This is a genomic window from Xanthomonas sp. NCPPB 3174 (assembly GCF_056725205.1).
Genome location: NZ_CM161517.1, coordinates 2,861,295 through 2,882,945, shown reverse-complemented (window position 1 = coordinate 2,882,945; position 21,651 = coordinate 2,861,295). Strand labels below are relative to the sequence as shown.

The following is a 21,651-nucleotide window of genomic DNA, read 5'->3' as shown; positions in this document are numbered from 1 at the left end:
GTCGCACGTCGCCCGGTCAGGCGCTCGGCGCAGCGGCGTGCACCAGGTCGACATCCAGCGGCGCCGGCCCGACCGCGGTGGCGCAGGCCGCCTGCAGCGTGGCCACGATGGTCTCGAAGCGCGCCTCGTCCAGCCAGGGGCTGTTGCTGATGCTCAGGCAGCGCGCGGCAAAGTCGCTGGCGTTGGGCATCGGCATGCGTTCGACGATTCCGTCCAGGTAGTCGTAGTCGGGCAGGGCATGCACGAACGGCACCGCCACGCCGAGCCCGCGCGGCCACAGCGCGGCCAGCACCGATTCGCGGGCGGCCGCATCGGGCAGCAGCACCATCAGGATCGGCCAGCTGCCCTGGGCGCCGGGGGTATCGGCGATCACGCTCAGGCCGGGGATGCTGGCCAGGCGCGCGCTGCGGCGCCGGCCCTGCTCGCGGATCTGCGCCAGGAACGCCGGCCAGCGTGCGCTGGCGCGCACGCCCACGCCTTCGCGCCAGGCGCCGACCGCATGCTGGGCGATCGCGGTGCCGAAGCGGTCGCCGGCCGCACCGATGCGGTCGCCACGGCGCAGCGCGCGCCGGACCGGTGCGCCGTATGCCCAGCGCAGCGGTTGCGGCCGGTACAGCGCCGCGTAGCCGAGCAGTTCCAGGCTGCGGCGCAGTTCCCAGCGCCAGTCGCGCTGGCCCAGGCGCGCGGCGGTGTCGGCAAGGCTGCGCTGCAGCGGCGCATGCCGCGACATCAGCAGCCCGCCTTCGTACAGCGTGAGTCCCTTGCCGGCGGCGAGGCTGCAGAAACCGATGTCGCCGCCCAGGCCGGCGGGGCGGCCGTCGGCATGCACGCCGCCCAGCGCCTGCGCCGCGTCCTCGATCAGCAAGGCGCCGCAGCCTTCGGCGGCGCGGCGCAGCGGCGCCAGGTCGGTCAGGCGTCCGCCGAGGTGGGTGGCGATGATCGCCAGGGTGTCGCTGCCGCAGCGTTGCGCCAGTTGCACCGGGTCCAGCTCCAGCGAACCCGGCAGCAGGTCGCACAGCACCAGTTGCAGGCCGCAGTGCGCCACCGCCAGCGCCACCAGTGGGCAGGTATAGGCCGACACCAGCACCTGCCGGCGCCGGCTGGCCGCGGTCAGGGTACGCAGCGCCACGATCAGCGCGGCGGTGCCGGAGCAGGTCAGCAGCGCCTGCGGCAGGCCGAGCGCGCTGGCCAGGCGCGTGCGCGGGCGGCCCGGCCACAGGTCGCGCCACTGCAGCGGCAGGCCCGCGGTCGGCGGCACCTCAATGCGCATCGGCGGGATCCGCGCGTTCGCCGATCGCCAGGCAGACGATGCCGCCGACGATCAGCGCCGCGCCCAGCGCCTGCAGCAGGCCGATGTGTTCGTTGAACCACCACGCCGACAGCAGCATCACGCTGACCACCTCCAGGTGCGAGGCGGCGAAGGCCGGGCCGATCGGTGCGTGCTCGAGCAGCTTCATCCAGGTGAAGAACGCGCCGACGTAGCCCAGCAACGCGGCGTACAGCCAGGGGCTGCCGAGCAGGCGCAGCACCCAGGCCAGTTCGGCCTGCGGCGGGAAGGCGTGGGTGCCGGCCAGCTTGAAGCCGATCTGCGCCAGCGTGTCGAAGCTCAGCAGCAGGGCGAAGCCCACCGCGTAGCGATGCAGCGACGGCCGGCTCATGAGCCCAGCCCCACCACGGCCACGCCAGCGCTGACCAGGCAGATGCCGGCCACCTGCATGCGCCCCAGGCGTTCGCCGAACAGCCAGCGCCCGGCGAGCATGATCGCCACGATGTTGATCGAGCCCAGCAGCACGCCGCGGCCCAGCGGCACCAGCGACAGGAACGCGGTCCAGGCGAGGAACTCGAACACGTAGCAGGCCACGCCGAACCACAGCTGCGGCTGCCGCGCCATGCGCTGCCAGCGCGCCATGCCGGTGCCCTGCGGGTGGCTGGCCACGTACTTGAAGGCCAGCTGGCCGGCGGTGTCCAACGCCACCGTCGCCAGCCAGATCGCCACCACCGAGCCGGTCATCGCCATCAGGCGGCGGCCCGCTGCGGCGCGGACAGGGCGGCGAAGAACTGCGCCAGACGGGCGCCGAGCACGCGGCGTTCGCGGTCCAGGGTGATCATGTGGTAGCTGTCGTGCAGCAGCAGCAGTTCCGTCGGCCCGGAGACGTTGGCGATCACCAGCCGCGCGTTGCGCAGGTCGGCGATGTCGTCCTCGGCCGCGTGCGCGACCAGGCACGGCGCGACCACCTTGGGCAGGTTGCGGCGCACATCGCGCGCGAGCAGGTACATCTCGGCCAGCGCGTGCCAGGGGTTGCCGGGCAGGCCGGCGGCGCTGCTGTCGCCACCGAGCATGGCGCTGCTGACCTGGGCGCGGATGCGCTCGTCGCGCAGGCCATACGGCGGCTCTTCCAGGAACATGCGGCGCTTGCCGATGCCCAGCCGCTTGAACCAGGGCAGCAGGAACGCCAGGCGCGCGCGCCTGGGGATGTTCCAGCCGTCGTAGCGGAAGGTGGCGCCTAGCACGCCGACTCCGTCCACCCACTCCGGACGCTGCTGCGCCAGGCGCAGCGCCAGCACCGCGCCCATCGACAGCCCGGCCACGAACAGGCGGTCGACCTGCGGGCGCACGCGCGCGGCGGCGGCCTCGACGCTGGCGTACCAGTCGCGCCAGCTGGTGGCCAGCAGGTCGTCCTCGTCGCCGCAGTGGCCGGCCAGTTGCACGCCGTAGACGCTGAAGCCTTCGCGGTTCAGGCTCTTGCCGAGCAGGCGCATCTCGCTGGGCGTGCCGGTCAGGCCGTGGATCAGCAGCACGGCGTTGCGGCCGCCTTCGAAGTGGAACTCGGCAGATTGGATCATGTGAATGGGCGCGGCTGCGCAGTCTCGGCAATCCGTGCAGGGTCGCCGCTGCGCGTTTCAGCAGCCTTTCGCCGCAGCGGCGGTGTGCAGGGTCAGCGCTTGGTCGTGGCCGGGTTGCGGAAGCGTACCAGCACGCGCTGGCCCAGGCGCAGGGTCGAGGGCTGGGTGAAGGCCAGCACGCAGGCCACGCTGCGGTCGTTGCCGGCGGGCGTGGCGTCGTCGTGCAGTTGGGTGGGGCCGTAGGCCGGCGCCAGCCAGCGCACCACCGCCTCGCCGAGCACGGTCTGGCGGCCGTCGTCGCTGATCACTTCGGCGGCCATGCCCGGGGTGACGCTGCTGGCATAGCTTTCGTTCAATTCGGCGCGGACCAGGCGCGGCGCGTCCGGCAGCAGGGTCAACAGCGGCGCGTTGGCCTCGGTGCGCGCGCCGGCCGCCGCCGACAGCTGCAGCACGCGTCCGGCCACCGGCGCCTGCAGCCGGTACTGCGCGCGCTGCAGCTCGGCCGCGCGCACCTGCGCGTCTGCCAAGGCCGCGTCGCTGCGTGCGGTGTCCAGCGCGTCCATCAGGCTCTGCACCGCGTCGCTGGCGTCGTCGGCGCTCTGCCCGTCGCCGGCGCCCAGGCGCGCGGCCTCGGCCAGCCGTCGTTGCTTCTGCTGGGCGCTTTGCAGGCGCTGCTGCAGTTGCTTCAGGTGGGTGGCCGCGGCCTGCGCGCGGGTGCGGGCGATGTCCAGGTCGACTGCGGCGGCGCGGTCGTCGCCGGCGACCAGCACCGCGCCTTTCTGCACCGCGTCGCCCTCGTGCACCGGCACCTCGCGCAGGGTCGCGGCGACCGGCAGGCCGAGCTTGAGCACGCCGCCCTCCACGTCGATGCGGCCGCGCGCCACCGCCAGGTAGGCCGGTGGGGCGGCGGCCGCCGCCGGCGCCGGGGTGCGGTCCGATGGCGCGCATGCGGCCAGCAGCAGGCTCAGCAGGGGCGCGGCGGCGAACGCTTTCATGGTGCGGGATTCCGTGAGGGCAGGGGCGAGGGCGGCGCGTTCACGCGGCGGTCGTCGAGGATGCGGCCGTCCTCCATCGACAGCACGCGGTCGGCGTGGCGGATCAGGCGCGGGTCGTGGCTCACGCACAGCACCATGGTGTTGTGGCGGCGCGCGATGCGGTGCAGCAGGTCGATCACGATCTGGCCGTTGCCGGCGTCCAGCGCGCTGGTCGGTTCGTCGGCGAACAGCAGGGCAGGGTGCTTGGCCAGGGCGCGGGCGATCGCCACGCGCTGCTTTTCGCCGCCGGACAGTTCGGCCGGGCGCAGATGCTGGCGGTGGGCGATGCCGACCTCGGCCAGCGCCTCTTCGGCGCGGCTGCGCACCTCGGCGGGGGCCAGGCCCATGTACTGCAGCGGCAGCCGCACCTGGTCCAGCGCGCACAGCGCCGGGAACAGGTTGAAGCCCTGGAAGATGAAGCCGGTGTGGCGCAGCCGGAACTGCTCCAGCGCGGTGGCGCCGAGTGCGCCCAGTTCCTCGCCCAGCGCCAGCACCTGGCCGGCGTCGGCGCGCTGCAGGCCGCTGAGGATCGACAGCAGGGTGCTCTTGCCGCAGCCGGACGGGCCGGAGATCAGGGTCAGCTCGCCCGGCCATACCTGCAGTTCCACGTCGCGCAGCACCGGCGTGCGCAGGCTGCCGGAGACGAAGCTCTTGCACAGCCCGCTGCCGCGCAGGGTGGCGGCGGCCGGGTGCAGCGCGGCGGCGGCGACGATCCGGCTCATCGCAGCAGCAACGCCGGATCGGCGCGGCGCAGGCCGCGCAGCGCGGCCAGGGCCGAGACCACGGTCAGCAGCATCACTGCGCACACGCACAGGCCCCAGCCGCTGGCGTTGAACGCCACCGGCACGTCGTGCGCGCGGGCCAGCGCGACCAGCGCCGCGCCCAGCGCGCTGGCGCCGATCAGGCCCAGCGCACCGACCCAGGCAGCCTGTTCCAGCACCACCCAGCGCAGGTTGCGCATGCTCACGCCCAGTGCGTTGAGCGTGGCGTACTCGCGCGCGGCGCCGAGCACGGTGCCGAGCAGGGTCTGGCTGGTGATGGCCACGCCGACCAGCAGCACGATGCCGCCCAGGAACAGCACGCCGGAGCCGGCGCCGGTGTCGAACATCCAGAACAGGATGCTGCGCCGGGCGAAATCGTCGGCGCTCCAGGCTTCCACGCGCGGCCGCGTGACCGCGCTGTCGATCGCCTGCGCCACCGCTTGCGGGTCGGCGCCGGGGCGCAGCCTGGCCACCATGTAGGTCGGCCAGTCCGGATGCGCGCTGTCGGTGTTGAGCGCGCGCGCGGTGTCCAGCGAGGCCAGCACGTTGACCCCGCCCAGCGCGCGCAGGCCGCGGCCGACCCCGATCACCCGCACGCGGTGGCCGTTGATGCGCGCGCTGCTGCCGATGTCGACGCCGAGCTTGTCCAGTTCCGCGCGGTCCACCACCACGGTGTCCGGTTCGCGCAGCGCCGCGCGCAGCGCCGGGCTGAGCAGACGCGAGAACATCAGCCCGCCGTCGCGGGTGTCGATGCCGGAGATGTAGACCGACACCGCGCCGGTGTCGCCGGGGCCGCGCCAGTCGCCGTCGAACCAGATGAATGGCTCGACCTGCGCCACCCGTGGGTCCAGGTACAGCGGCGCGGCCGCGTCCGGATCGATGGCGCGGCCCTGGTCCACGCTCTGCGTGCCGGGATAGCCCAGCCACAGGTCGGCGTCGGAGCCGGAGACGTACACGCTGGCGCTGCCGAAGATGCCCAGCACCAGCGCGGTCTGCAGCAGCAGCAACAGGCTGGCGAAGCCCACCGACACCACCACCGGCAGGAAGCGGCGCCACTCGTAGCGCAGGGTCTGGCGGGCCAGCGCGACCATCAGGGCTGCGCGCCTTCGTGCTCGTTGCCGGTACCGGTGCCGGGAATCGGCGCGGTGGCGCTGCCCAGCGCGGTGTGCAGGGCGACGTAGGCCAGGTCGCGCTGGCGCTGCGCTTCCAGCAGTTCCAGCGTCGCCTGGTCGCGCGCGGCCTGCTGCGTGGCCACGTCCAGATCGCTGCCCAGGCCCAGCCGCCGGCGCTGCTGCGCCGCCTCGGCGACCTGCTGCTGCGCCTGCAGCACCTGCTGCTCGGTCTCGACGTTGCGCCGCTGCTGTTCCAGCGCGGTCAGCGCGTCCTCGACCTCGTTGACCGCCGACAGCACGGTCTGCCGGTAGGCCAGGGTGGCCGCTTCCAGCAGGTCGCCGCGCGCCTTGGCCCTGGCCTGGCGGATGCCCCAGTCGAACAGCGGGATGTCGATCACCGGGCCGAACGAGGCGATGCCGTGGGTGGCGGTGCGGCGATGGCTCAGCAGGCTGGTCGACCAGCGGATCGCGCCGCCCAGGCCGATGCTGCCGTAGCGGTCGGCGCGGGCGATGCCCAGGGCGCCGGCGGCGCTGATCACCTCGGCCTCGCGCGCGGCGATGTCCGGGCGCCGCCGCAGCAGGTCGGCCGGCACGCTGTCGACCGCGGCGATCTGCAGTTGTCCCGGCGCGCTGCTGGCCGCGGCCGTGCTCCACGCCGGATCGGGCGCGTCGCGGCCCAGCAGCAGCGCCAGGCGCCGCGCGGCCGCGGCCGCGGCGTCGCGCGGTTCGTTCACCGCGCTCTGCGCCTGCAGTACCGCCGCCTGCGCCTGCGCCGCGGTGGCCGGCGCGGCCAGATGCAGGTCGACCAGGGTCTGCTGCAGGCTGGCCTGGCGCTGGCGCGCGTCGGCGATGTCCTGCAGCAGGCGTTCGGCCTGCTGCGCGTGGCGCAGGTCGATCCAGTTGTGGGTCACGTCGGAGATCGTCGCCGCGCGGACCTGCGCCAGGTTGGCCTGGGCGCTCTGTAGGTCGCCACGGGCTACGCGGTTGGTGGCTTCGCCACGGCCGAACAGCGGCAGCTCCCACTCCGAATCGACGCCCACGACCAGGAACGAGGCGCTGGCGTCCGGATCGATCGGGTCCTCGGTGCGCGCACGCAGTTGCGGCCGCAGCGTCGCGTCGGCGACCGCATCCAGCCGCCGCGCCGCGCGCAGCCGTGCCAGCGCCTGGCCGACCTCCAGATCGTCCTGCAGCGCCTGCGCGACCAGCGCATCGAGCTGCGGATCGTGGAAATCCTGCCACCAGGCACTGCCCGGCGGGCGCGGCGCGGCCGCCTGCGGCATCGCGCTGCTCCAGTGCGCGGGCAGCGCCGGCTGGCGCAGATCGGGAATGGGCTTGCTGGCGCAGCCGCCCAGCGCCAGCACGCTGGCCAGCGCCAGTGCGCCGGCGCAGCGAAGACGGTGGCGGCTCATGCGCGCGGCTCCGCGCCGGCCGGCAGGTCCAGTTCCGCGCGCAAGCCGCCCAGTGCCGAGCGCCGGTAGCGCAGCGTCGCGTGGTGGCGGGCGGCGATGTTGGCGACGATGGCCAGGCCCAGGCCGGTGCCGCCTTCGGGCGCGTCCGGCGCGCGGAAGAACCGCTCGCCCAGGCGCGGCAGCAGGGCCTCGTCGATGCCGCTGCCGGCATCGTCCACGGCCAGGCGCACGTACAGCGGATCGCGGCGCAGGCTGACCGTGACCATGCGGCCGGCGGCATGCCGGAAGGCATTGTCCAGCAGGTTGTCGAGCAGTTCGCGCAGCGCATAGGTGTCGGCGGCCACCCAGGCGGGCGCGTCGTCGTCGCCGGCGTCGTAGCCCAGGTCCACGCCGGCGTGCAGCGCGTCGGGGATGCGGTCGGACAGGGCCTGCGGCAGCCATTGCGCCAGGTCCAGCGGCAGCAGCTCGCGGATGCTCTCGCGCGGCGCCTGGGTGCGGGTCAGCGCCAGCAACTGGGTGGAGGTGCGGGTGGCGCGGTCCGTCAACTGACGGATGTGCTGCAGCGCCTGCGCGGTGTCTTCCGGGCGCTGGCCGGCCTGGGCGCGCTGCACGTGCATGCTCAGCCCGGCGAGCGGCGTGCGCAACTGGTGCGCGGCATCGGCCAGGAAGCGTTCCTGCAGCGCCATCATGTGCTTGAGCCGGCCGAGCAGGCCGTCGATGGCCTGGGTCAGCGGCAGGATCTCCACCGGGATGTCCGGGCCGGACACCGGGCTGAGGTCGCGCTGGCTGTCGTCGAGCCGGCGCACCGCCGGCTCCAGCATGCGCAGGCCGACGCGCACGCCGTGCCAGACCAGCACCAGCAGCGAGCAGGTGAGCAGCAGTTCGGTCGGCAGCATCAGCACCAGGATCTCGCGGGCGCGGCGGTGGCGGTCGTCCAGGGTCTCGGCCACCGACACGGTGAGCCAGTCGCCCGGCTCCAGCGCCGAGGGCAGCAGCAGGCTGGCCACGCGCACCGGCACGCCGTTGTCCATGCGGTCGTCGTACAGCATCACCCGGCCGATCTCCGCCGGATCCGGGTGCTTGGGAATCGGCTGGGTGCTGCCGCTGATCACGCCGTGGCGGCGGCTGTCGAGCTTGAAGAACACCCGGCCGTCGCTGCTGTACTCCAGCAGTTGCCGCGCCTGCAGGGTCAGCGGCATGCGCTCGCCGGGGTCGTTGACCGCGTTCGCCAGGCCCTGCGTGTCCTCCTTCAGGTCCATGTCGTGGACGTGATTGGTGTACTTGAGCATCAACAGGTAGAACAGCGACGACACCACCAGCATCAGCAGCACGGTCGGGATCAGCAGGAACGCCAGCAATCGCTGGCGCAGGCTGGGATGGCGGTAGGCCGGCGCGTGCGCGGCGGTGGTCGCGCTCACTGCGAGGTCTGTGCGTGGTCGGCGGCCGGTGAGGCGGCGTGCGACTCCTCCAGCAGATAGCCCAGGCCGCGGATGGTTCGGATGCCGACGCCGGCGCCATGCAGCTTGCGCCGCAGGCGATGCATGGAGATGTCCAGGCCGTTGTCGGTGATTTCGTGCTGCCAATCGCACAGCGCCTCGGTCAGCTGGCTGCGGCTGACCACGCGTCCGCTGCGCAGCAGCAGGGTTTCCAGCAGCGCGAACTCGCGCGCGGTCAGGTCCAGCGGCTGGTCCTGCAGCCACACCCGGCGCCCGGCCAGGTTGATGCGCAGTTGCCCCAGCACCAGTTCCGGCACGCCGCCGCTGCTGCTGCGGCGCAGGAGCGCGCGGGTACGGGCAAGGAATTCGGACAGTTCGAAGGGCTTGATCAGGTAGTCGTCGGCGCCCTCGTCGAGCGCGCGGATGCGGTCTTCCACCGCGTCGCGGGCGGTCACCACCAGCACCGGGATCTCGTCGCGGCGGGCGCGCAGGCGTTGCAGCACCTGCAGCCCATCGCGGCGCGGCAGGCCCAGGTCCAGCACCAGCAATTGATAGCTTTCGCTACCGAGTGCGCGTTCGGCAGCGGCACCGTCGCCGACATGGTCTACCACGTGGCCGCACTCGGCGAGCGAGTCGCGTAATGCAACGGCAATGGACGTATCGTCTTCGGCGACCAGGATGCGCATGACGCGAAATGCTTGCAACGGGGATGTGGGAAAACCGTCGTAATCGGCGGCGGTGAAGTCACTACGTTCACATACGTCGATGTAGCTTCGATGGAGTCTGTATCCAGATTCTGCGATGCGGTGATGACGATTGTCATCCATGACATCTTTCGCGCGCTCGCCGGTGCGGGTACCGCCGGGTAGGAAAAATCCTATAGCTGACCGCGGCATCCGCCGATCCTCACGCCCCCGGGGCGGCGGCATCATGCATGCGTCGGCAACGTCACCGCTCCCGCGCCAGGGAGACGGCTCCCACGGAATCGAACGGATCTCGATTCGCCGGCCACGTTTCGCTCCCGCAGGCGCCGACGGATCGGCGCAGCGCCACGGCGATCGGAATCGAAGGGAAGAAAACGCACGAGGCCCCGGCATGCCGGGGCCTCGTGCGTTCAACGTGCCGCTATCGAGCGGGAATCATGTCGGCATCATGCGCAGGCAGGCTCGGTCTGCACCATGCCGTCAGCGCCACACCTGCACGCGACCCCTCAGGCTGCAAGCGGCCGCCTTTGCGAATCCCGAATCCCCAATCCCCAATCCCAAATCCCGGCCCCTCAGAGCGCCCAGTCCAGGCGCAACCCTGCCACCAAGGCATTGGGCAGGTCGCGGGTACGGGCCGGCTCGTTGAACTGGTCCGGGTGCACGATGTAGTGCAGGTTCGGGGCGATGCGCAGTTGCGGGGTCACCTGGATGCCGTAGCTCAGTTCCATCATGGTCTGCGAGCGGTGCGGGGTGCCGCTGCCGCCGGCCGCGGCGCGGGCCAGGCGCAGGTCTTCCAGGGCGTCGTCGCTGTAGTGCTGCTGGGTGACGACGAAGGCGATGTTGTCCTGCGGGCGGCTGGCGAAGGTGCCGCGCTGGACCAGGCCCAGTTCCAGGAAATGGTCTTCGATCAACTGCCCGGAGGTGCCCTTGAGCACCGAGCCGAACAGCACCAGGCCGCGGTTGCTGTCCGGGTCGGGGCGGGTGACCTGCTGTTCGAAGCGGAAGAACGCGCCGGAGCGGCCGCTGCGGGTGGCGTAGTCCAGCCCGCTCAGCCGCGCCGGATTGCCGTTGCGGTCGTTGAGCGGATCGCGGTAGTCGGAATTGTCCTGCCAGCCGCCGAGCTCGTACATCGCCGGCAAGCGCGCGCCGCTGGCCTGGGTGCTGTAGCCGATCGCGTACGGCACGATCACCCCGGTGCTGTCGTTGGTGCTCCAGTTCAGGCCGTGCTGGCCGCGTTCGGCCTGGATCGGGTTGACCTCGTAGGCGCCGACGTGGACATACACGTTCGGCGTCACCCAGGCCTTGGCGTGCGCGGCCCAACTGGACACCGGCCAGTAGGTGAAGTTGCTGGTGCGGAACACGAAGGTCGGGTTGCCGCAGGCCGAGTTGCCCTGGAAGTAGCCGCACAGCTCCGAGCCCAGGAAGTGGATGTTGGCCACGCTGCGGCCGGCTTCCAGTTCCAGGCGATCGTTGAACAGCTTCTGGTCGATGGTGAAATTGGCCAGGCGCGTGCCCTGGCCGCCGTAGATTTCCTGCACCGAGGTGCTGTTGCCGATGTTGCCGTTGGCCAGGTTGGTGCCGTGGCGATTGATGCCGTAGACCTTCAGCGTGGCGCCGTTCCAGCCCATCAGCCGTTGCAGGTCCACGTCGGTGCCGAACATCAGCTGCCCGGCGTAGGCGCTGCCCTCATGCTTGCCGCCGTCCAGCGACACGGCGCCTTCGCCGGTGTAGGCGAGCTTGAGCTTGAATGCGTCGCTGGCGTCCTGGGCGTGGGCCAGCGGTGCGGCGAGCGCCAGCGCCAGGGTGGCCAGGGGCAGGGACGAGACGAGGGGACGGGACATGGCGGAACTCCTCAGCAGGGAAAGGCCGGCGCGCCGCCAGCGGCGACGGGGGGAGGGGCATCGCGTGGCGACGCGCCGGCGCATGGACGGGATCAGGCGAGAACCGGCTTCTTCAGCACCCGCAGCGCCACCGCGGTGACCACGGTGCCGGCGAGCAGCGCCACCAAGTACATGCCCAGGTGGCTGACCGCATTGGGGATCGGCAGCACGAACACACCGCCGTGCGGCACCTTCAGTTCGGCGCCGGCGGCCATCGAGATGGCGCCGGCCAGGGCCGAGCCGAGCATCAGCGCGGGGATGGTGCGCAGCGGATCGCGTGCGGCGTACGGGATCGCGCCTTCGGTGACGAAGGCCAGGCCTAGCACGCCGGTGGCGGCGCTGCTGCCGCGCTCGTCCTGGGTGAAGCGGCTGCGGAACACCCAGGTGGCCAGGGCGATGCCCAGCGGCGGGGTCATGCCGGCGACCATCGCCGCGGCCATCGGCGTGTACACCTGGCTGGCGATCAGGCCGGTGGAGAAGGCGTAGGCGGCCTTGTTGACCGGCCCGCCCATGTCGAAGGCCATCATCGCGCCCAGCAGCAGGCCCAGCAGCACGGCGCTGCTGCCCTGCATGCCGCGCAGCCATTCGGTGAGCCAGGCCAGCAGTTCGGCCACCGGCTGGCCGACCACGTAGAGCATGGCCAGGCCGACCAGCAGGGTGCCCAGCACCGGCAGGATCAGCACCGGCTTCAGGCCCTCGAGCGTGCGCGGCAGCTTGATCGCCCGGTTCAGCGCGGCCACGCCGTAGCCGGCGATGAACCCGGCCAGGATGCCGCCGATGAAGCCGGCGCCGAGGTTGGCCGCGACCATGCCGCCGATCATGCCGGGGGCGATGCCGGGGCGGTCGGCGATGGAGTAGGCGATGTAGCCGGCCAGGGCGGGCACCATCAGGGTGAAGCCGGCCTTGGCGCCGATCTGGAACAGCGACCAGGCCAGGGTGCCCTTGTGCGCGTCGTCGAAGGCGTAGATGCCGCCGAGCGCGAACGCAAGCGCGATCAGCAGGCCGCCGGCGGTGACGAAGGGCAGCATGAACGACACGCCGGTCATCAGGTGCTTGTATGGGCCGGCGGAGCGGCCGCCCTGGGCCTTGGCCGGCGCGCTGCCGCCATTGCCGGCGGCGTGCACGCTGGCCTCGGCCAGGGCCTTGCGGATCAGGCCCGGGCCGTCGTTGATCGCCGGCTTGGTGCCGCTCTTGAACAGGCGCTTGCCGCCGAAGCGGCCCAGGTCGACCTCGCGGTCGGCGGCGATCAGCACCAAGTCGGCGGCGGCGATCTCCTCGGCGCTGAGCGCGTCCTGCGCGCCGACCGAGCCCTGGGTTTCCACCCGGATCTGGTGGCCCAGCAGCTTGGCCGCCTGCTGCAGGCCTTCGGCGGCCATGAAGGTGTGGGCGATGCCGGTGGGGCAGGAGGTGATGGCGACGATGCGCTTGCCGGCACCCTCGGTGCTGTCGGCCGCGGCCGGCACGGCGGCGGCGTCGGACGTCGCGGCGGCCAGCAGCGGCGCCAGCACCGCGCCGGCGTCGGCCAGCACCGCGTCCAGCGCGCTGCGCTGCACGCGGCGGCCGGCGAAGCGGGCGGCATCGACCTCGCCGTCGCCGACCAGCAGCAGCGGCGCGGCGGCGGATGCGGCGGCCAGGTCCAGCGGGGCGATCACGCCCTGCGGCGTACGCACCTCGGCCTGCAGGACGGCGCCCCGCAGCGTGGCGGCATGCCGCAGCGCCTCGGCGGCGAGGACGGCTTCGGTACTGCGATCGCCGGCGGCGATCACCACGAGGATCGGATTCATGCGGGCTCCCGATGAGCGCAAGAGGGCGCGGCGCACAGCAGCGACGCGACGGAAGTCATGCCAGGGTCTCCACGCGGACCGCGGCGGCCAGGTCGGCCAGGCGCTCGCGCGGCAGGCGGCGGGCGACGCCGCTGCCCAGCGTGGCCACGGCGAAGGCGGTGGCCTGGCGCGCGCAGGTCGCCAGGTCGGCGTCGGCGCGCAATGCCGCGACCAGACCGGCCACCATCGCGTCGCCGGCGCCGACGCTGCTGCCACCGGTCACCTGCGGCGGCTGCGCCAGCAGCGCCTGCTCGCCGCGCACGAACAGCGCGCCGTCGCTGCCCAGCGACACCGCCACCAGGCCGATGCCGCGCGCCAGCAAGGCGCGTGCGGCGCCGAGCAGGTCGGCGGTGCTGGCCAGCGGCGCGCCGGCCCACTCCTCCAGTTCGTGGCGGTTGGGCTTGATCGCGAACGGCAGTTGCGCGCGCGGCGCGTCCAGGGCGGCGTGCAGCGGCGCACCGCTGGTGTCCAGCAGCACCCGCGCACCGGCCGCGGCGGCCTGCGCCTGCAGGTGCCGCCAGGTGTCCTCGGCCAGGCCGGCCGGCAGGCTGCCGCAGAGCGCCACCGGCAGGCCGGGGCGCAGCAGTTCGGCCAGGCGCGCGCCGACGCTGTCGAGCTGCGCCTGGTCAAGCGCCAGGCCGGGCAGGTTGATGTCGGTGGTGGCGCCACTGTCGGCGGCGACCAGCTTGAGGTTGGTGCGGGTGTCGCCGGGCACGCGCAGGCAGCGGTCGTCGATGCCGCGTTCGGCGAACAGCGCCTCGAACGCCTGCGCGTTGTCCGCGCCGAGTGCGCCGAGCGCGGCGCAGCGCAGGCCCGCATCGGCCAGGCAGGCAGCGACGTTGATGCCCTTGCCGCCGGCGATGGCATGGGCGCTGCGCGCACGGTGCACCTGGCCCGGTTGCAGCCGGTCGATCGCCACGGTCAGGTCGATCGCCGGATTCAGGGTGACGGTGACGGCATCGACGCTCATGCGTCGGCTCCGCCGTCGAGCGCGCGCACATCCGCCGCGCTCTCGCACTCCAGCGCGCGCTGCGCCAGCGCCTGCAGCGCGTCCAGGCGGCTGCCGCGCAGGCGCGCCTTCACCGCGGGGATGTCGTTGGGGGTCATCGACAGTTCGTGCACGCCCAGCCCGGCGAGCAGCGCCGCGCCGAACGCATCGCCGGCCAGGCCGCCGCACACGCCGACCCAGCGGCCGTGACGCGCCGCGCCCTCGACGGTGGTGCGGATCAGCCGCAGCACCGCCGGATGCAGGCTGTCGGCCTCGGCGGCCAGGTCCGGGTTCTGGCGATCGATGGCCAGGGTGTACTGGGTCAGGTCGTTGGTGCCGACCGAGAAGAAGTCCGCGTGTTTCGCCAGCGCATCGGCCTGGATCGCCGCGGCCGGCACTTCGATCATGATGCCCAGCGGCACCTCCGGCGCCTGCAGTTCCGCGCGCAGACGCTCGCATTCGGCGCGCAGCGTCAGCAGTTCCGCCGCCGAGGTGATCATCGGGAACATGATCGCCAGGCGCGCGCCGTCCTTGGCCGCGCGGTACAGCGCGCGCAGCTGCGGTTGCAGCAGGTCGGCGCGGCGCAGCAGCAGGCGCGCGCCGCGCACGCCCAGGAACGGGTTGTCCTCGCGCGGCAGGTTCAGGTGCGCGACCTGCTTGTCGCCGCCGATATCCAGCGCGCGCACGATCAGCGCGCGGCCGTCCAGCGCCTGCGCCATCGCCGTGTACGTGGCGTACTGCTCGTCCTCGCTGGGGGTGCTGCCGCGTTCCAGGAACAGGAATTCGGTGCGCATCAGGCCCACGCTCTCGGCGCCCTGCGCCAGTGCCGCGGCGACCTGCTCGGGCAGGTTGACGTTGGCGCCGATCTCCAGGCGATGGCCGTCCTCTGTCTGCGCCGGCTGGTTGCGTTGCTCGGCCTCGCGCGCACGCAGTTGCTGCTGTTCGTCGATGTAGGCGCGGGCCGAGGCCAGGTCGGCCTCCGACGGCGCCAGGTACAGGCGGCCACTTGTGCCGTCGACGATGACGGTGGCGCCGTCCTCCAGGTCCAGCAGGTCGGCGCCGCCGGCGACCAGCGCCGGCAGGCCGAGGGTGCGCGAGAGGATCGCGGTGTGCGAGGTCGGGCCGCCCACGGCGGTGGCCAGGCCGAGCACGCGCGCGGTGTCGAGGTTGGCGGTATCCGACGGCGACAGGTCGTGGGCGAGCAGGATGCACGGCGCGGCCGGCAGCTGCGCCAGGCTGCCGCCGGCCAGGCTGGGATCCAGGTGCGCCAGCACCCGGCGGCCGACGTCGCGCAGGTCGCTGGCGCGTCCGGCCAGCACCGCATTGCCCAGCGCCGAGAGCTTGTTGACCAGGCGCTCGACCGACTGCTGCCAGGACCAGGCGACGCCGTGGCCCTCGACCATGAGTTGGCAGGCCAGGGTGATCAGGTCGGTGTCGTTGAGCAGTTCGGCCTGGGCGCGGAAGATCGCCGCATCGCCGGCGCCGAGGCGGCGGCGGGTGTCGTCCTCGATGGCCTGCAGTTGCGCGCGGGTGCGCTGCAGGGCGTCGTGCAGCAGGGCGCCGCCGTCGCTCAGCGGCACCGGCGTGTCCGCCACCGCAACGTCATGGCCGGCCAGCTTGTGCACCACGCCGATCGCCAAGCCGGGGCTGGCGCCGATACCGACGATGGCCGGCTGCGCCTGCGGCGGGGTCCAGCCGGCGACCGGCGCGGCGCGACGTTGCGCGGCGGCCTCGGCGTCGGCCTGCTCCTGCGCGGTCAGCGCGTCGATCACGCTACGCAGCCGCGCCAGCGCCGCGGCGGCGTCCTGGCCCTCGGCCGAAATGGTCACGGTGTCGCCGGCGTGCAGGCCCAGTTGCAGCAGCGACACCAGGTTCTTGGCGTCGCCGACTTGGTCGCCAGCGCGCACCTGGATGCGGGCGGCGAAGCCGCGCGCGGTTTCCACCCAGCGCGTGGCCGGGCGTGCGTGCAGGCCGGTGGGGTAGCGCACGGTCCAGTCGAAGCGCTCGGCCAGGTCGCTGGCCGGGGCGGTGGGCGCGGTGGGGGCCGCGTCCTCGCTCAGCGCGGCGACGATCGTCTGCGGGTCGTCGCTGGCGAACAGCGCCTCCAGCCGCGGCGGGTCCTGGATCAAACGGGTCAGCCGCCGCAGCACGGCGATGTGGGTGTCGGACTGGGCGGCGATGGCGACCACCAGGCGCGTGGTCTGGCCCGGGTTCCATTCCACGCCGTCGCGCAGTTGCAGGACGGCGATGCCGTCGCGGCGCACCAGGTGGCGGTCCTCGCCGGTGCAATGCGGGATCGCCACGCCATGGCCCAGGAAGGTGTTGGCCAGTGCTTCGCGGCGCAGCATGCTGGCCTCGTAGGCCGGCGGCACGCAGCCGGCGGCGACCAGCAACTGCGCCGCCTGGGCGATCGCGTCGGCCTTGTCGTGGGCCTGGGCGGCGACCCGGACCAGGTCGCTGGAAACCAGGGAGGAGGAGGGCGTCTGGGACACGCGGAGTCCTTGAGGGTGGGCGACGAGTGGGCGCAGTGTGGGAACGTTCCCAGTCGATCGTCAATGTGCAGTGCACAATTCCTTCGGAAAAGCCTGGTGCTACTATCCGGAGGCGCCACAAAGACAGGGGGTCGACATGGAAAACAAGCGGGAACGTTGCCAGTGAGCGTCAGCATCCACGACGTGGCGCGGGTCGCCGGCGTCTCCACCTCGACGGTGTCGCGCGCACTGGGCCACGGCCCGGTCAGCGAGGAGGTGCGCGCGCGGGTGGAAGCGGCGGTGCGCGAAACCGGCTACCGCCCCAACCTGATGGCGCGGCGGCTGCGCTCGCAGCACTCGGGGGTCGTGGGCCTGATCGTCGCCGACATCCGCAATCCGTTCTTCACCGCGGCGATCCGCGCGGTCGAGGACGTGGCCTACCGCGCCGGCATGCGCGTGATCCTGTGCAATACCGACGAGGATCCGCAGCGCGAGGCGTTGTACCTGCAACTGATGCAGGAAGAGCGGGTCAGCGGGCTGATCTTCGCCCCCACCCGCACCACCCAGAGCCAACTGGGCACTTTGAGCTTCGACCATCCGGTGGTGCTGCTGGACCGCGCCGGCAAGCGCGGCACGCACGACAGCGTGGTGCTGGACAATGCGGCGGCGATGGCGGCCCTGGTCGATCACCTGGTCGGCCAGGGCGTGCGCCGGATCGGCGGCCTGTTCGGCAGGACCAGCAGCACCGCCGCCGAGCGTCGCGACGGTTATCTGGAGGCGATGCGCGGGCACGGCCTGGCACCGGACTACCGCGAGGTGGCGCCGAGCGCGGAGGCGGCGATCGCCGAGGTTCAGGACTGGCTGGCGCAGGCGTCGCGACCGGACGCGCTGGTGGCAAGCAACAGCCTGCTGCTGATGGGCGCGATGAAGGCCGCGCGCGGCGCCGGCCTGCGCATTCCGCAGGATCTGGCGCTGGCCGGCTTCGACAACGAAAGCTGGACCGACCTGGTCGAGCCCGGCATCACCGTGATCGAACAGCCGGTGGAAGAGATGGGACGTACCGCGATGTCGTTGCTGCTGGAGCGGATGAACGCGCCGACGCAGCCGACCCGCAAGGTGGTGCTCAGCGGCCGCTGCATCGTGCGCGGATCGAGCCTGCGCTGATGGCCGCGGGGTTGTGAGGGTGCGGGATGGGTGCCGCTGCGGCGACGGTACGCTGCCGCAGCGGGCGTGGTGGCCTGCTTACTCGCTACCGTCCGGTCGCGGGTAGTCGTGCTCGGGATCGGCGTGGTCGCGCTTGGGGTCGCTGTCGGGTTGGTCGCGATCCTTCCACTGCGCGTCGTCGTTGTGGATCTTGTCCGGCGTGTGGCTGCGTTGCTGGGAATCGTGGGCGTTGTCGCGGTTGGCGGGCGGGGACATGACGGACCTCCTGGATCAGGCGGGGGTGGGCGCCGGATCCGGATGGCGGTCGTGCTGCTCGGATCCGTCGAGGCGCGCCCAGCAGGCGACGACCAGGGTTTCGGCATCGCTCCAGGCGATGCGCGGCCAGGGATGTTCTGCGTCATAGCGCTGACGCAGGCGCTGCAGCCGCACGTCGTTGGATTCGCGCGGCAACTGCAGGAACACATCGCAGGCCATCTTGATCAGGCGCGCATGTTCGCTGAACGACTGCGACCCCAATTTGCCCGCCGCGTGCAGCGCCTTCCAATGCGCCAATTCGGCTTCGACATCCACGAGCAGGCTCGGAGCGTGACTCACGCGAGTTCTCCTTGAGTGAGAGGAAAGAGGGAGGCGGAGGGTGCCCCCCTGGCAGCCACCGCTCCATCACCCTAGGCCGCGGCGCGTAAAGGTGAGGTGGTGCTCATGTGGTGTGGATGACAAGACGCGCGCCCACTCGGCCACAAAGCGTGATGTTGGACGCCGACTTTCACACACGGCGTTGTGAAGGCGGCCGACGCGGCGTGTGAAGACGAGGCGCGCATATGCGACCCCGGCGTTCCCCCGGTCGACTTGGTCCGCGCCGCTGCAGCGGCTTACCATGCACGACGTCCGCGTCCGCGGGCGCCCGAGTTCCCCACCACGCGCCGACGGCCGCCGTTGCCGGCGCCCGTAAAGGATTGGCATGTCCGTCGCCCCCGTGTTCGATTCCGCGCCGCCGCGCATCGCCGTGATCGGCCTCGGCTATGTCGGCCTGCCGCTGGCGGTGGCGTTCGGCGCCCGCCACGACACGCTCGGCTACGACATCGATGCGCAGCGGGTGGCGCAACTGCGCGCCGGGCACGACCAGACCCTGGAACTGGAGGCCGAGGAACTGCGTGCCGGCGTGCACTTGCGCTACAGCGACGATGCCGCCGCGCTGCGCGACCGCAACGTGTACATCGTCACCGTGCCGACCCCGATCGACGCGCACGAGCAGCCCGACCTGCAGCCGCTGCGCCAGGCCAGCGAGTTGCTGGCCGGCGTGCTCAAGCGCGGCGACCTGGTGATCTACGAGTCCACCGTCTACCCGGGCACCACCGAGGAAGTCTGCGTGCCGTTGCTCGAGCAGGGCTCGGGATTGCGCTGCGACGTCGACTTCCATTGCGGCTACAGCCCGGAGCGGGTCAACCCCGGCGACCGCCAGCGGCGCCTGGCCGATATCCGCAAGATCACCTCCGGCTCCAACCCCGCCGCCGCCGACGCGGTGGATTCGCTGTACGCCGGCATCATCGCCGCCGGTACCTGGCGCGCGCCGTCGATCCGCGTGGCCGAGGCGGCCAAGGTGGTGGAGAACATCCAGCGCGACGTCAACATCGCCCTGGTCAACGAGCTGGCGCTGATCTTCGACCGGCTCGGCATCGACACCCAGGACGTGCTGGACGCCGCCGGCACCAAGTGGAACTTCCTGCCGTTCCGGCCGGGCCTGGTCGGCGGCCATTGCATCGGCGTCGATCCTTACTACCTGCTGCACAAGTCCGAGAGCGTGGGCTATCACCCGGACCTGATCCACACCGCGCGCCAGGTCAACAACCGGGTCGGCGCGCATGTCGCCGCGCGGGTGCAGGCGCTGCTGGCCGGCAAGGGCGTGGCGATGGCCGATGCGTCCGTGCTGGTGCTCGGCGTCACCTTCAAGGAGAACTGCCCGGACCTGCGCAACAGCCGCGCGCTGGAACTGGTGCAGGCGCTGGCCGCTGCCGGCGCCCGCGTCGATGCGTGCGATCCCTGGGCCGATCCGCAGGCGGCGCAGGCGCATGGCGTCGAGCTGCTGCCCGAACCGGTGCCCGGCCGCTACGACGCGGTGGTGCTGGCGGTGGCGCACGCGGCCTACCGTGACCTGGACGCAGCGCAGATCCGCGCGCTCGGCACGCCCGAGCTGGTGGTCTACGACGTCAAGTCGGTGTGGCCGCGCGCGGCGGTGGACGACCGCCTGTAAGACGGGCGCGGGCGCGCGCCAGCCCACAGCGCTGGCGCGCCTGGCACCGGCACGCTGTACCTGCGCGGAGCGGACCCGGCGGCGGTCGCAACGCCATGACCGCCACACCCTCTACACTCGCCGGCTTCCGACGCCTGCGAGGACCGCGATGCACCGCTACCTAGCCTATCTCGCCAGCTGCCTGCTGCTGGCGCTGTCCATCGCCCTGTGCGCGATCTGGCCGCTGTGGGGCTGGGGCGTGGCCGCCTTCGCCGTGCTGGCGGGGCTGGGCACCGTGGACCTGCTGCAGACCCGCAGCACCCTGCGCCGCAACTACCCGATCCTGGCGCATTTCCGCTATGGCCTGGAATCGGTCGGCCCGGAGATGCGCCAGTACTTCCTGCAGAGCGACATCGAGGAGGCGCCTTTCTCGCGGCAGCAGCGCGCCCTGGTGTATCAGCGCGCCAAGAACGTGATGGACGTGGTGCCGTTCGGCACCCAGCGCAGCACCTACGCGCCGGACTACGAGTGGATCAACCATTCGCTGGCCACCAGCGAGATCGCCGACCACGACTTCCGCGTCACCATCGGCGCCGACTGCGCGCAGCCCTACGCGGCCAGCGTGTTCAACATCTCGGCGATGAGCTTCGGCGCGCTGTCGGCCAACGCCATCCGCGCGCTCAATGCCGGTGCGCGCCAGGGCGGTTTCTACCACGACACCGGCGAGGGCTCGATCTCGCCCTACCACCGCGAGTGCGGCGGCGACCTGGTGTGGGAGATCGGCTCGGGCTACTTCGGCTGCCGCGACGAGGAGGCGCGCTTCGACCCACAGCGCTTCGTCGCCAACGCGACGCTGGAGCAGGTCAAGATGATCGAGATCAAGCTCTCGCAGGGCGCCAAGCCGGGCCATGGCGGGGTGCTGCCGGCGGCCAAGGTCAGCGCCGAGATCGCCGCCACCCGCGGCGTCGCCATGGGCCAGGATTGCGTCTCGCCGTCGCGGCATTCGGCGTTCACCACGCCGCTGGAACTGCTGCAGTTCGTGGCGCGGCTGCGCGAGCTGTCCGGCGGCAAGCCGACCGGCTTCAAGCTGGCGATCGGCCACCCCTGGGAGTGGTTCGCCATCGCCAAGGCGATGCAGGAAAGCGGGCTGTACCCGGATTTCATCGTCGTCGACGGCGCCGAGGGCGGTACCGGCGCGGCGCCAGCCGAGTTCATCGACCACGTCGGCGTGCCGATGCACGAAGCCCTGCTGCTGGTCCACAACACCCTGGTCGGGCTGGACATCCGCGAGCGCATCAAGCTCGGCGCCGCCGGCAAGATCACCAGCGCCTTCGACATCGCGCGCACCCTGGCGCTGGGCGCGGACTGGTGCAACGCCGGGCGCGGCTTCATGTTCGCGCTGGGCTGCATCCAGTCGCTGAGCTGCCACAGCGACCGCTGCCCCACCGGCATCGCCACCCAGGACCGGCGCCGCTGGCAGCACCTGGACCCGACCGACAAGGCCACCCGGGTCGCGCACTACCACGCCAACACGCTCAAGGCCCTGCGCGAACTGCTCAGCGCCGCCGGGCTGACGCATCCTTCGCAACTGGGGCCGGAGCACATCCTGCGCCGCATCTCGCAGGTGGAGATCCGCTCGCTGGCCTCGCTGTACCGCTACCTGGAGCCGGGCGAACTGCTGCGCACGGTGCCCGACCACGCGGTTTTCCATGACTACTGGGGCGACGCGCGCAGCGATTCGTTCCAGCCGCCGGAGCGGATCCGGCGCCTGCGCGACAGCAAGTCGCAATGAACGCGG

General features: G+C 72.2%; 19 protein-coding genes. 3 read left to right on the top strand and 16 right to left on the bottom strand.

Features of this window, described 5'->3' with window-relative positions:
- Positions 1 to 16 precede the first annotated feature (16 nt).
- From AC1PK7_RS12795 to ptsP, 14 genes are all read right to left on the bottom strand, one after another.
- Positions 17 to 1,270, bottom strand: coding sequence for a DegT/DnrJ/EryC1/StrS family aminotransferase (locus tag AC1PK7_RS12795; RefSeq protein WP_481098373.1), 1,254 nt, complete (start codon positions 1,268 to 1,270; stop codon positions 17 to 19).
- Positions 1,260 to 1,658: a DMT family transporter gene (locus tag AC1PK7_RS12790; protein WP_010342594.1), complete on the bottom strand. Its 399-nt coding sequence runs from the start codon at positions 1,656 to 1,658 to the stop codon at positions 1,260 to 1,262. The genes AC1PK7_RS12795 and AC1PK7_RS12790 overlap by 11 nt, the downstream gene beginning before the upstream one ends.
- Positions 1,655 to 2,017: an EamA family transporter gene (locus AC1PK7_RS12785; RefSeq protein WP_209246800.1), complete on the bottom strand. Its 363-nt coding sequence runs from the start codon at positions 2,015 to 2,017 to the stop codon at positions 1,655 to 1,657. The genes AC1PK7_RS12790 and AC1PK7_RS12785 overlap by 4 nt, the downstream gene beginning before the upstream one ends.
- On the bottom strand, positions 2,017 to 2,844 hold the full coding sequence (locus AC1PK7_RS12780) for an alpha/beta hydrolase (protein WP_481098372.1): 828 nt from the start codon (positions 2,842 to 2,844) through the stop codon (positions 2,017 to 2,019). Before AC1PK7_RS12780 ends, AC1PK7_RS12785 begins: the two co-directional genes overlap by 1 nt.
- A gap of 92 nt (positions 2,845 to 2,936) precedes the next feature.
- A complete protein-coding gene (locus tag AC1PK7_RS12775) occupies positions 2,937 to 3,839 on the bottom strand; it encodes an HlyD family secretion protein (protein WP_481098371.1) in 903 nt (300 codons plus the stop codon).
- The gene (locus AC1PK7_RS12770) at positions 3,836 to 4,600 is read right to left on the bottom strand and encodes an ABC transporter ATP-binding protein (RefSeq protein WP_010342590.1); all 765 of its coding nucleotides are present in this window, start codon (positions 4,598 to 4,600) and stop codon (positions 3,836 to 3,838) included. The genes AC1PK7_RS12775 and AC1PK7_RS12770 overlap by 4 nt, the downstream gene beginning before the upstream one ends.
- On the bottom strand, positions 4,597 to 5,730 hold the full coding sequence (locus AC1PK7_RS12765; protein ID WP_481098370.1) for an ABC transporter permease: 1,134 nt from the start codon (positions 5,728 to 5,730) through the stop codon (positions 4,597 to 4,599). The genes AC1PK7_RS12770 and AC1PK7_RS12765 overlap by 4 nt, the downstream gene beginning before the upstream one ends.
- Positions 5,730 to 7,160, bottom strand: a complete 1,431-nt coding sequence (locus tag AC1PK7_RS12760) for an efflux transporter outer membrane subunit (RefSeq protein WP_481098369.1) — start codon at positions 7,158 to 7,160, stop codon at positions 5,730 to 5,732. Before AC1PK7_RS12760 ends, AC1PK7_RS12765 begins: the two co-directional genes overlap by 1 nt.
- Positions 7,157 to 8,578 carry a sensor histidine kinase gene (locus AC1PK7_RS12755; RefSeq protein WP_010342683.1) on the bottom strand — a complete coding sequence of 474 codons (1,422 nt, stop codon included), beginning with the start codon at positions 8,576 to 8,578 and terminating at the stop codon, positions 7,157 to 7,159. The genes AC1PK7_RS12760 and AC1PK7_RS12755 overlap by 4 nt, the downstream gene beginning before the upstream one ends.
- Complete coding sequence (locus AC1PK7_RS12750; RefSeq protein ID WP_019802458.1) at positions 8,575 to 9,282, bottom strand: response regulator; 708 nt, start codon at positions 9,280 to 9,282, stop codon at positions 8,575 to 8,577. The genes AC1PK7_RS12755 and AC1PK7_RS12750 overlap by 4 nt, the downstream gene beginning before the upstream one ends.
- Positions 9,283 to 9,872: 590 nt before the next feature.
- Positions 9,873 to 11,141, bottom strand: coding sequence for a carbohydrate porin (locus AC1PK7_RS12745; RefSeq protein WP_150408945.1), 1,269 nt, complete (start codon positions 11,139 to 11,141; stop codon positions 9,873 to 9,875).
- Between the two features lie 92 nt (positions 11,142 to 11,233).
- A complete protein-coding gene (locus AC1PK7_RS12740) occupies positions 11,234 to 12,964 on the bottom strand; it encodes a PTS fructose transporter subunit IIC (protein WP_481098368.1) in 1,731 nt (576 codons plus the stop codon).
- A 55-nt stretch (positions 12,965 to 13,019) separates the two neighbouring features.
- Entirely contained in the window at positions 13,020 to 13,973 is a 954-nt protein-coding gene (gene pfkB / locus AC1PK7_RS12735) for a 1-phosphofructokinase (RefSeq protein ID WP_420010051.1), read from the bottom strand.
- Entirely contained in the window at positions 13,970 to 16,483 is a 2,514-nt protein-coding gene (gene ptsP, locus AC1PK7_RS12730) for a phosphoenolpyruvate--protein phosphotransferase (protein WP_481098367.1), read from the bottom strand. The genes pfkB and ptsP overlap by 4 nt, the downstream gene beginning before the upstream one ends.
- Positions 16,484 to 16,645: 162 nt before the next feature.
- Between ptsP and AC1PK7_RS12725 the strand changes: the two genes are divergently transcribed.
- Positions 16,646 to 17,626 (top strand): LacI family DNA-binding transcriptional regulator, encoded by a 981-nt coding sequence (locus AC1PK7_RS12725; RefSeq protein WP_481098366.1) that lies wholly within the window; start codon positions 16,646 to 16,648, stop codon positions 17,624 to 17,626.
- A 78-nt stretch (positions 17,627 to 17,704) separates the two neighbouring features.
- Here AC1PK7_RS12725 and AC1PK7_RS12720 read toward each other — a convergent pair whose 3' ends face one another.
- Positions 17,705 to 17,881, bottom strand: a complete 177-nt coding sequence (locus AC1PK7_RS12720) for a hypothetical protein (RefSeq protein WP_010341034.1) — start codon at positions 17,879 to 17,881, stop codon at positions 17,705 to 17,707.
- A 15-nt stretch (positions 17,882 to 17,896) separates the two neighbouring features.
- Positions 17,897 to 18,220: a hypothetical protein gene (locus tag AC1PK7_RS12715; protein ID WP_017911090.1), complete on the bottom strand. Its 324-nt coding sequence runs from the start codon at positions 18,218 to 18,220 to the stop codon at positions 17,897 to 17,899.
- A gap of 364 nt (positions 18,221 to 18,584) precedes the next feature.
- Here AC1PK7_RS12715 and AC1PK7_RS12710 point away from each other — a divergent pair, with 364 nt between their 5' ends.
- Together AC1PK7_RS12710 and AC1PK7_RS12705 are read left to right on the top strand one after the other, a co-directional pair.
- Positions 18,585 to 19,874, top strand: coding sequence for a nucleotide sugar dehydrogenase (locus tag AC1PK7_RS12710; RefSeq protein WP_481098365.1), 1,290 nt, complete (start codon positions 18,585 to 18,587; stop codon positions 19,872 to 19,874).
- 148 nt (positions 19,875 to 20,022) lie between these two features.
- Positions 20,023 to 21,645 carry an FMN-binding glutamate synthase family protein gene (locus AC1PK7_RS12705; protein WP_481098364.1) on the top strand — a complete coding sequence of 541 codons (1,623 nt, stop codon included), beginning with the start codon at positions 20,023 to 20,025 and terminating at the stop codon, positions 21,643 to 21,645.
- Positions 21,646 to 21,651: the final 6 nt, after the last annotated feature.

Coding starts and splice junctions, on each gene's coding strand:
- AC1PK7_RS12790 (WP_010342594.1), bottom strand. CDS start 1,658: ATGAGCCGGCCGTCGCTGCATCGCTACGCGGTGGGCTTCGCCCTGCTG.
- pfkB (WP_420010051.1), bottom strand. CDS start 13,973: ATGAGCGTCGATGCCGTCACCGTCACCCTGAATCCGGCGATCGACCTG.
- AC1PK7_RS12765 (WP_481098370.1), bottom strand. CDS start 5,730: ATGGTCGCGCTGGCCCGCCAGACCCTGCGCTACGAGTGGCGCCGCTTC.
- AC1PK7_RS12785 (WP_209246800.1), bottom strand. CDS start 2,017: ATGGCGATGACCGGCTCGGTGGTGGCGATCTGGCTGGCGACGGTGGCG.
- AC1PK7_RS12780 (WP_481098372.1), bottom strand. CDS start 2,844: ATGATCCAATCTGCCGAGTTCCACTTCGAAGGCGGCCGCAACGCCGTG.
- AC1PK7_RS12760 (WP_481098369.1), bottom strand. CDS start 7,160: ATGAGCCGCCACCGTCTTCGCTGCGCCGGCGCACTGGCGCTGGCCAGC.
- AC1PK7_RS12750 (WP_019802458.1), bottom strand. CDS start 9,282: ATGCGCATCCTGGTCGCCGAAGACGATACGTCCATTGCCGTTGCATTA.
- AC1PK7_RS12710 (WP_481098365.1), top strand. CDS start 18,585: ATGTCCGTCGCCCCCGTGTTCGATTCCGCGCCGCCGCGCATCGCCGTG.
- AC1PK7_RS12745 (WP_150408945.1), bottom strand. CDS start 11,141: ATGTCCCGTCCCCTCGTCTCGTCCCTGCCCCTGGCCACCCTGGCGCTG.
- AC1PK7_RS12770 (WP_010342590.1), bottom strand. CDS start 4,600: ATGAGCCGGATCGTCGCCGCCGCCGCGCTGCACCCGGCCGCCGCCACC.
- AC1PK7_RS12795 (WP_481098373.1), bottom strand. CDS start 1,270: ATGCGCATTGAGGTGCCGCCGACCGCGGGCCTGCCGCTGCAGTGGCGC.
- AC1PK7_RS12720 (WP_010341034.1), bottom strand. CDS start 17,881: ATGTCCCCGCCCGCCAACCGCGACAACGCCCACGATTCCCAGCAACGC.
- AC1PK7_RS12775 (WP_481098371.1), bottom strand. CDS start 3,839: ATGAAAGCGTTCGCCGCCGCGCCCCTGCTGAGCCTGCTGCTGGCCGCA.
- AC1PK7_RS12705 (WP_481098364.1), top strand. CDS start 20,023: ATGCACCGCTACCTAGCCTATCTCGCCAGCTGCCTGCTGCTGGCGCTG.
- AC1PK7_RS12740 (WP_481098368.1), bottom strand. CDS start 12,964: ATGAATCCGATCCTCGTGGTGATCGCCGCCGGCGATCGCAGTACCGAA.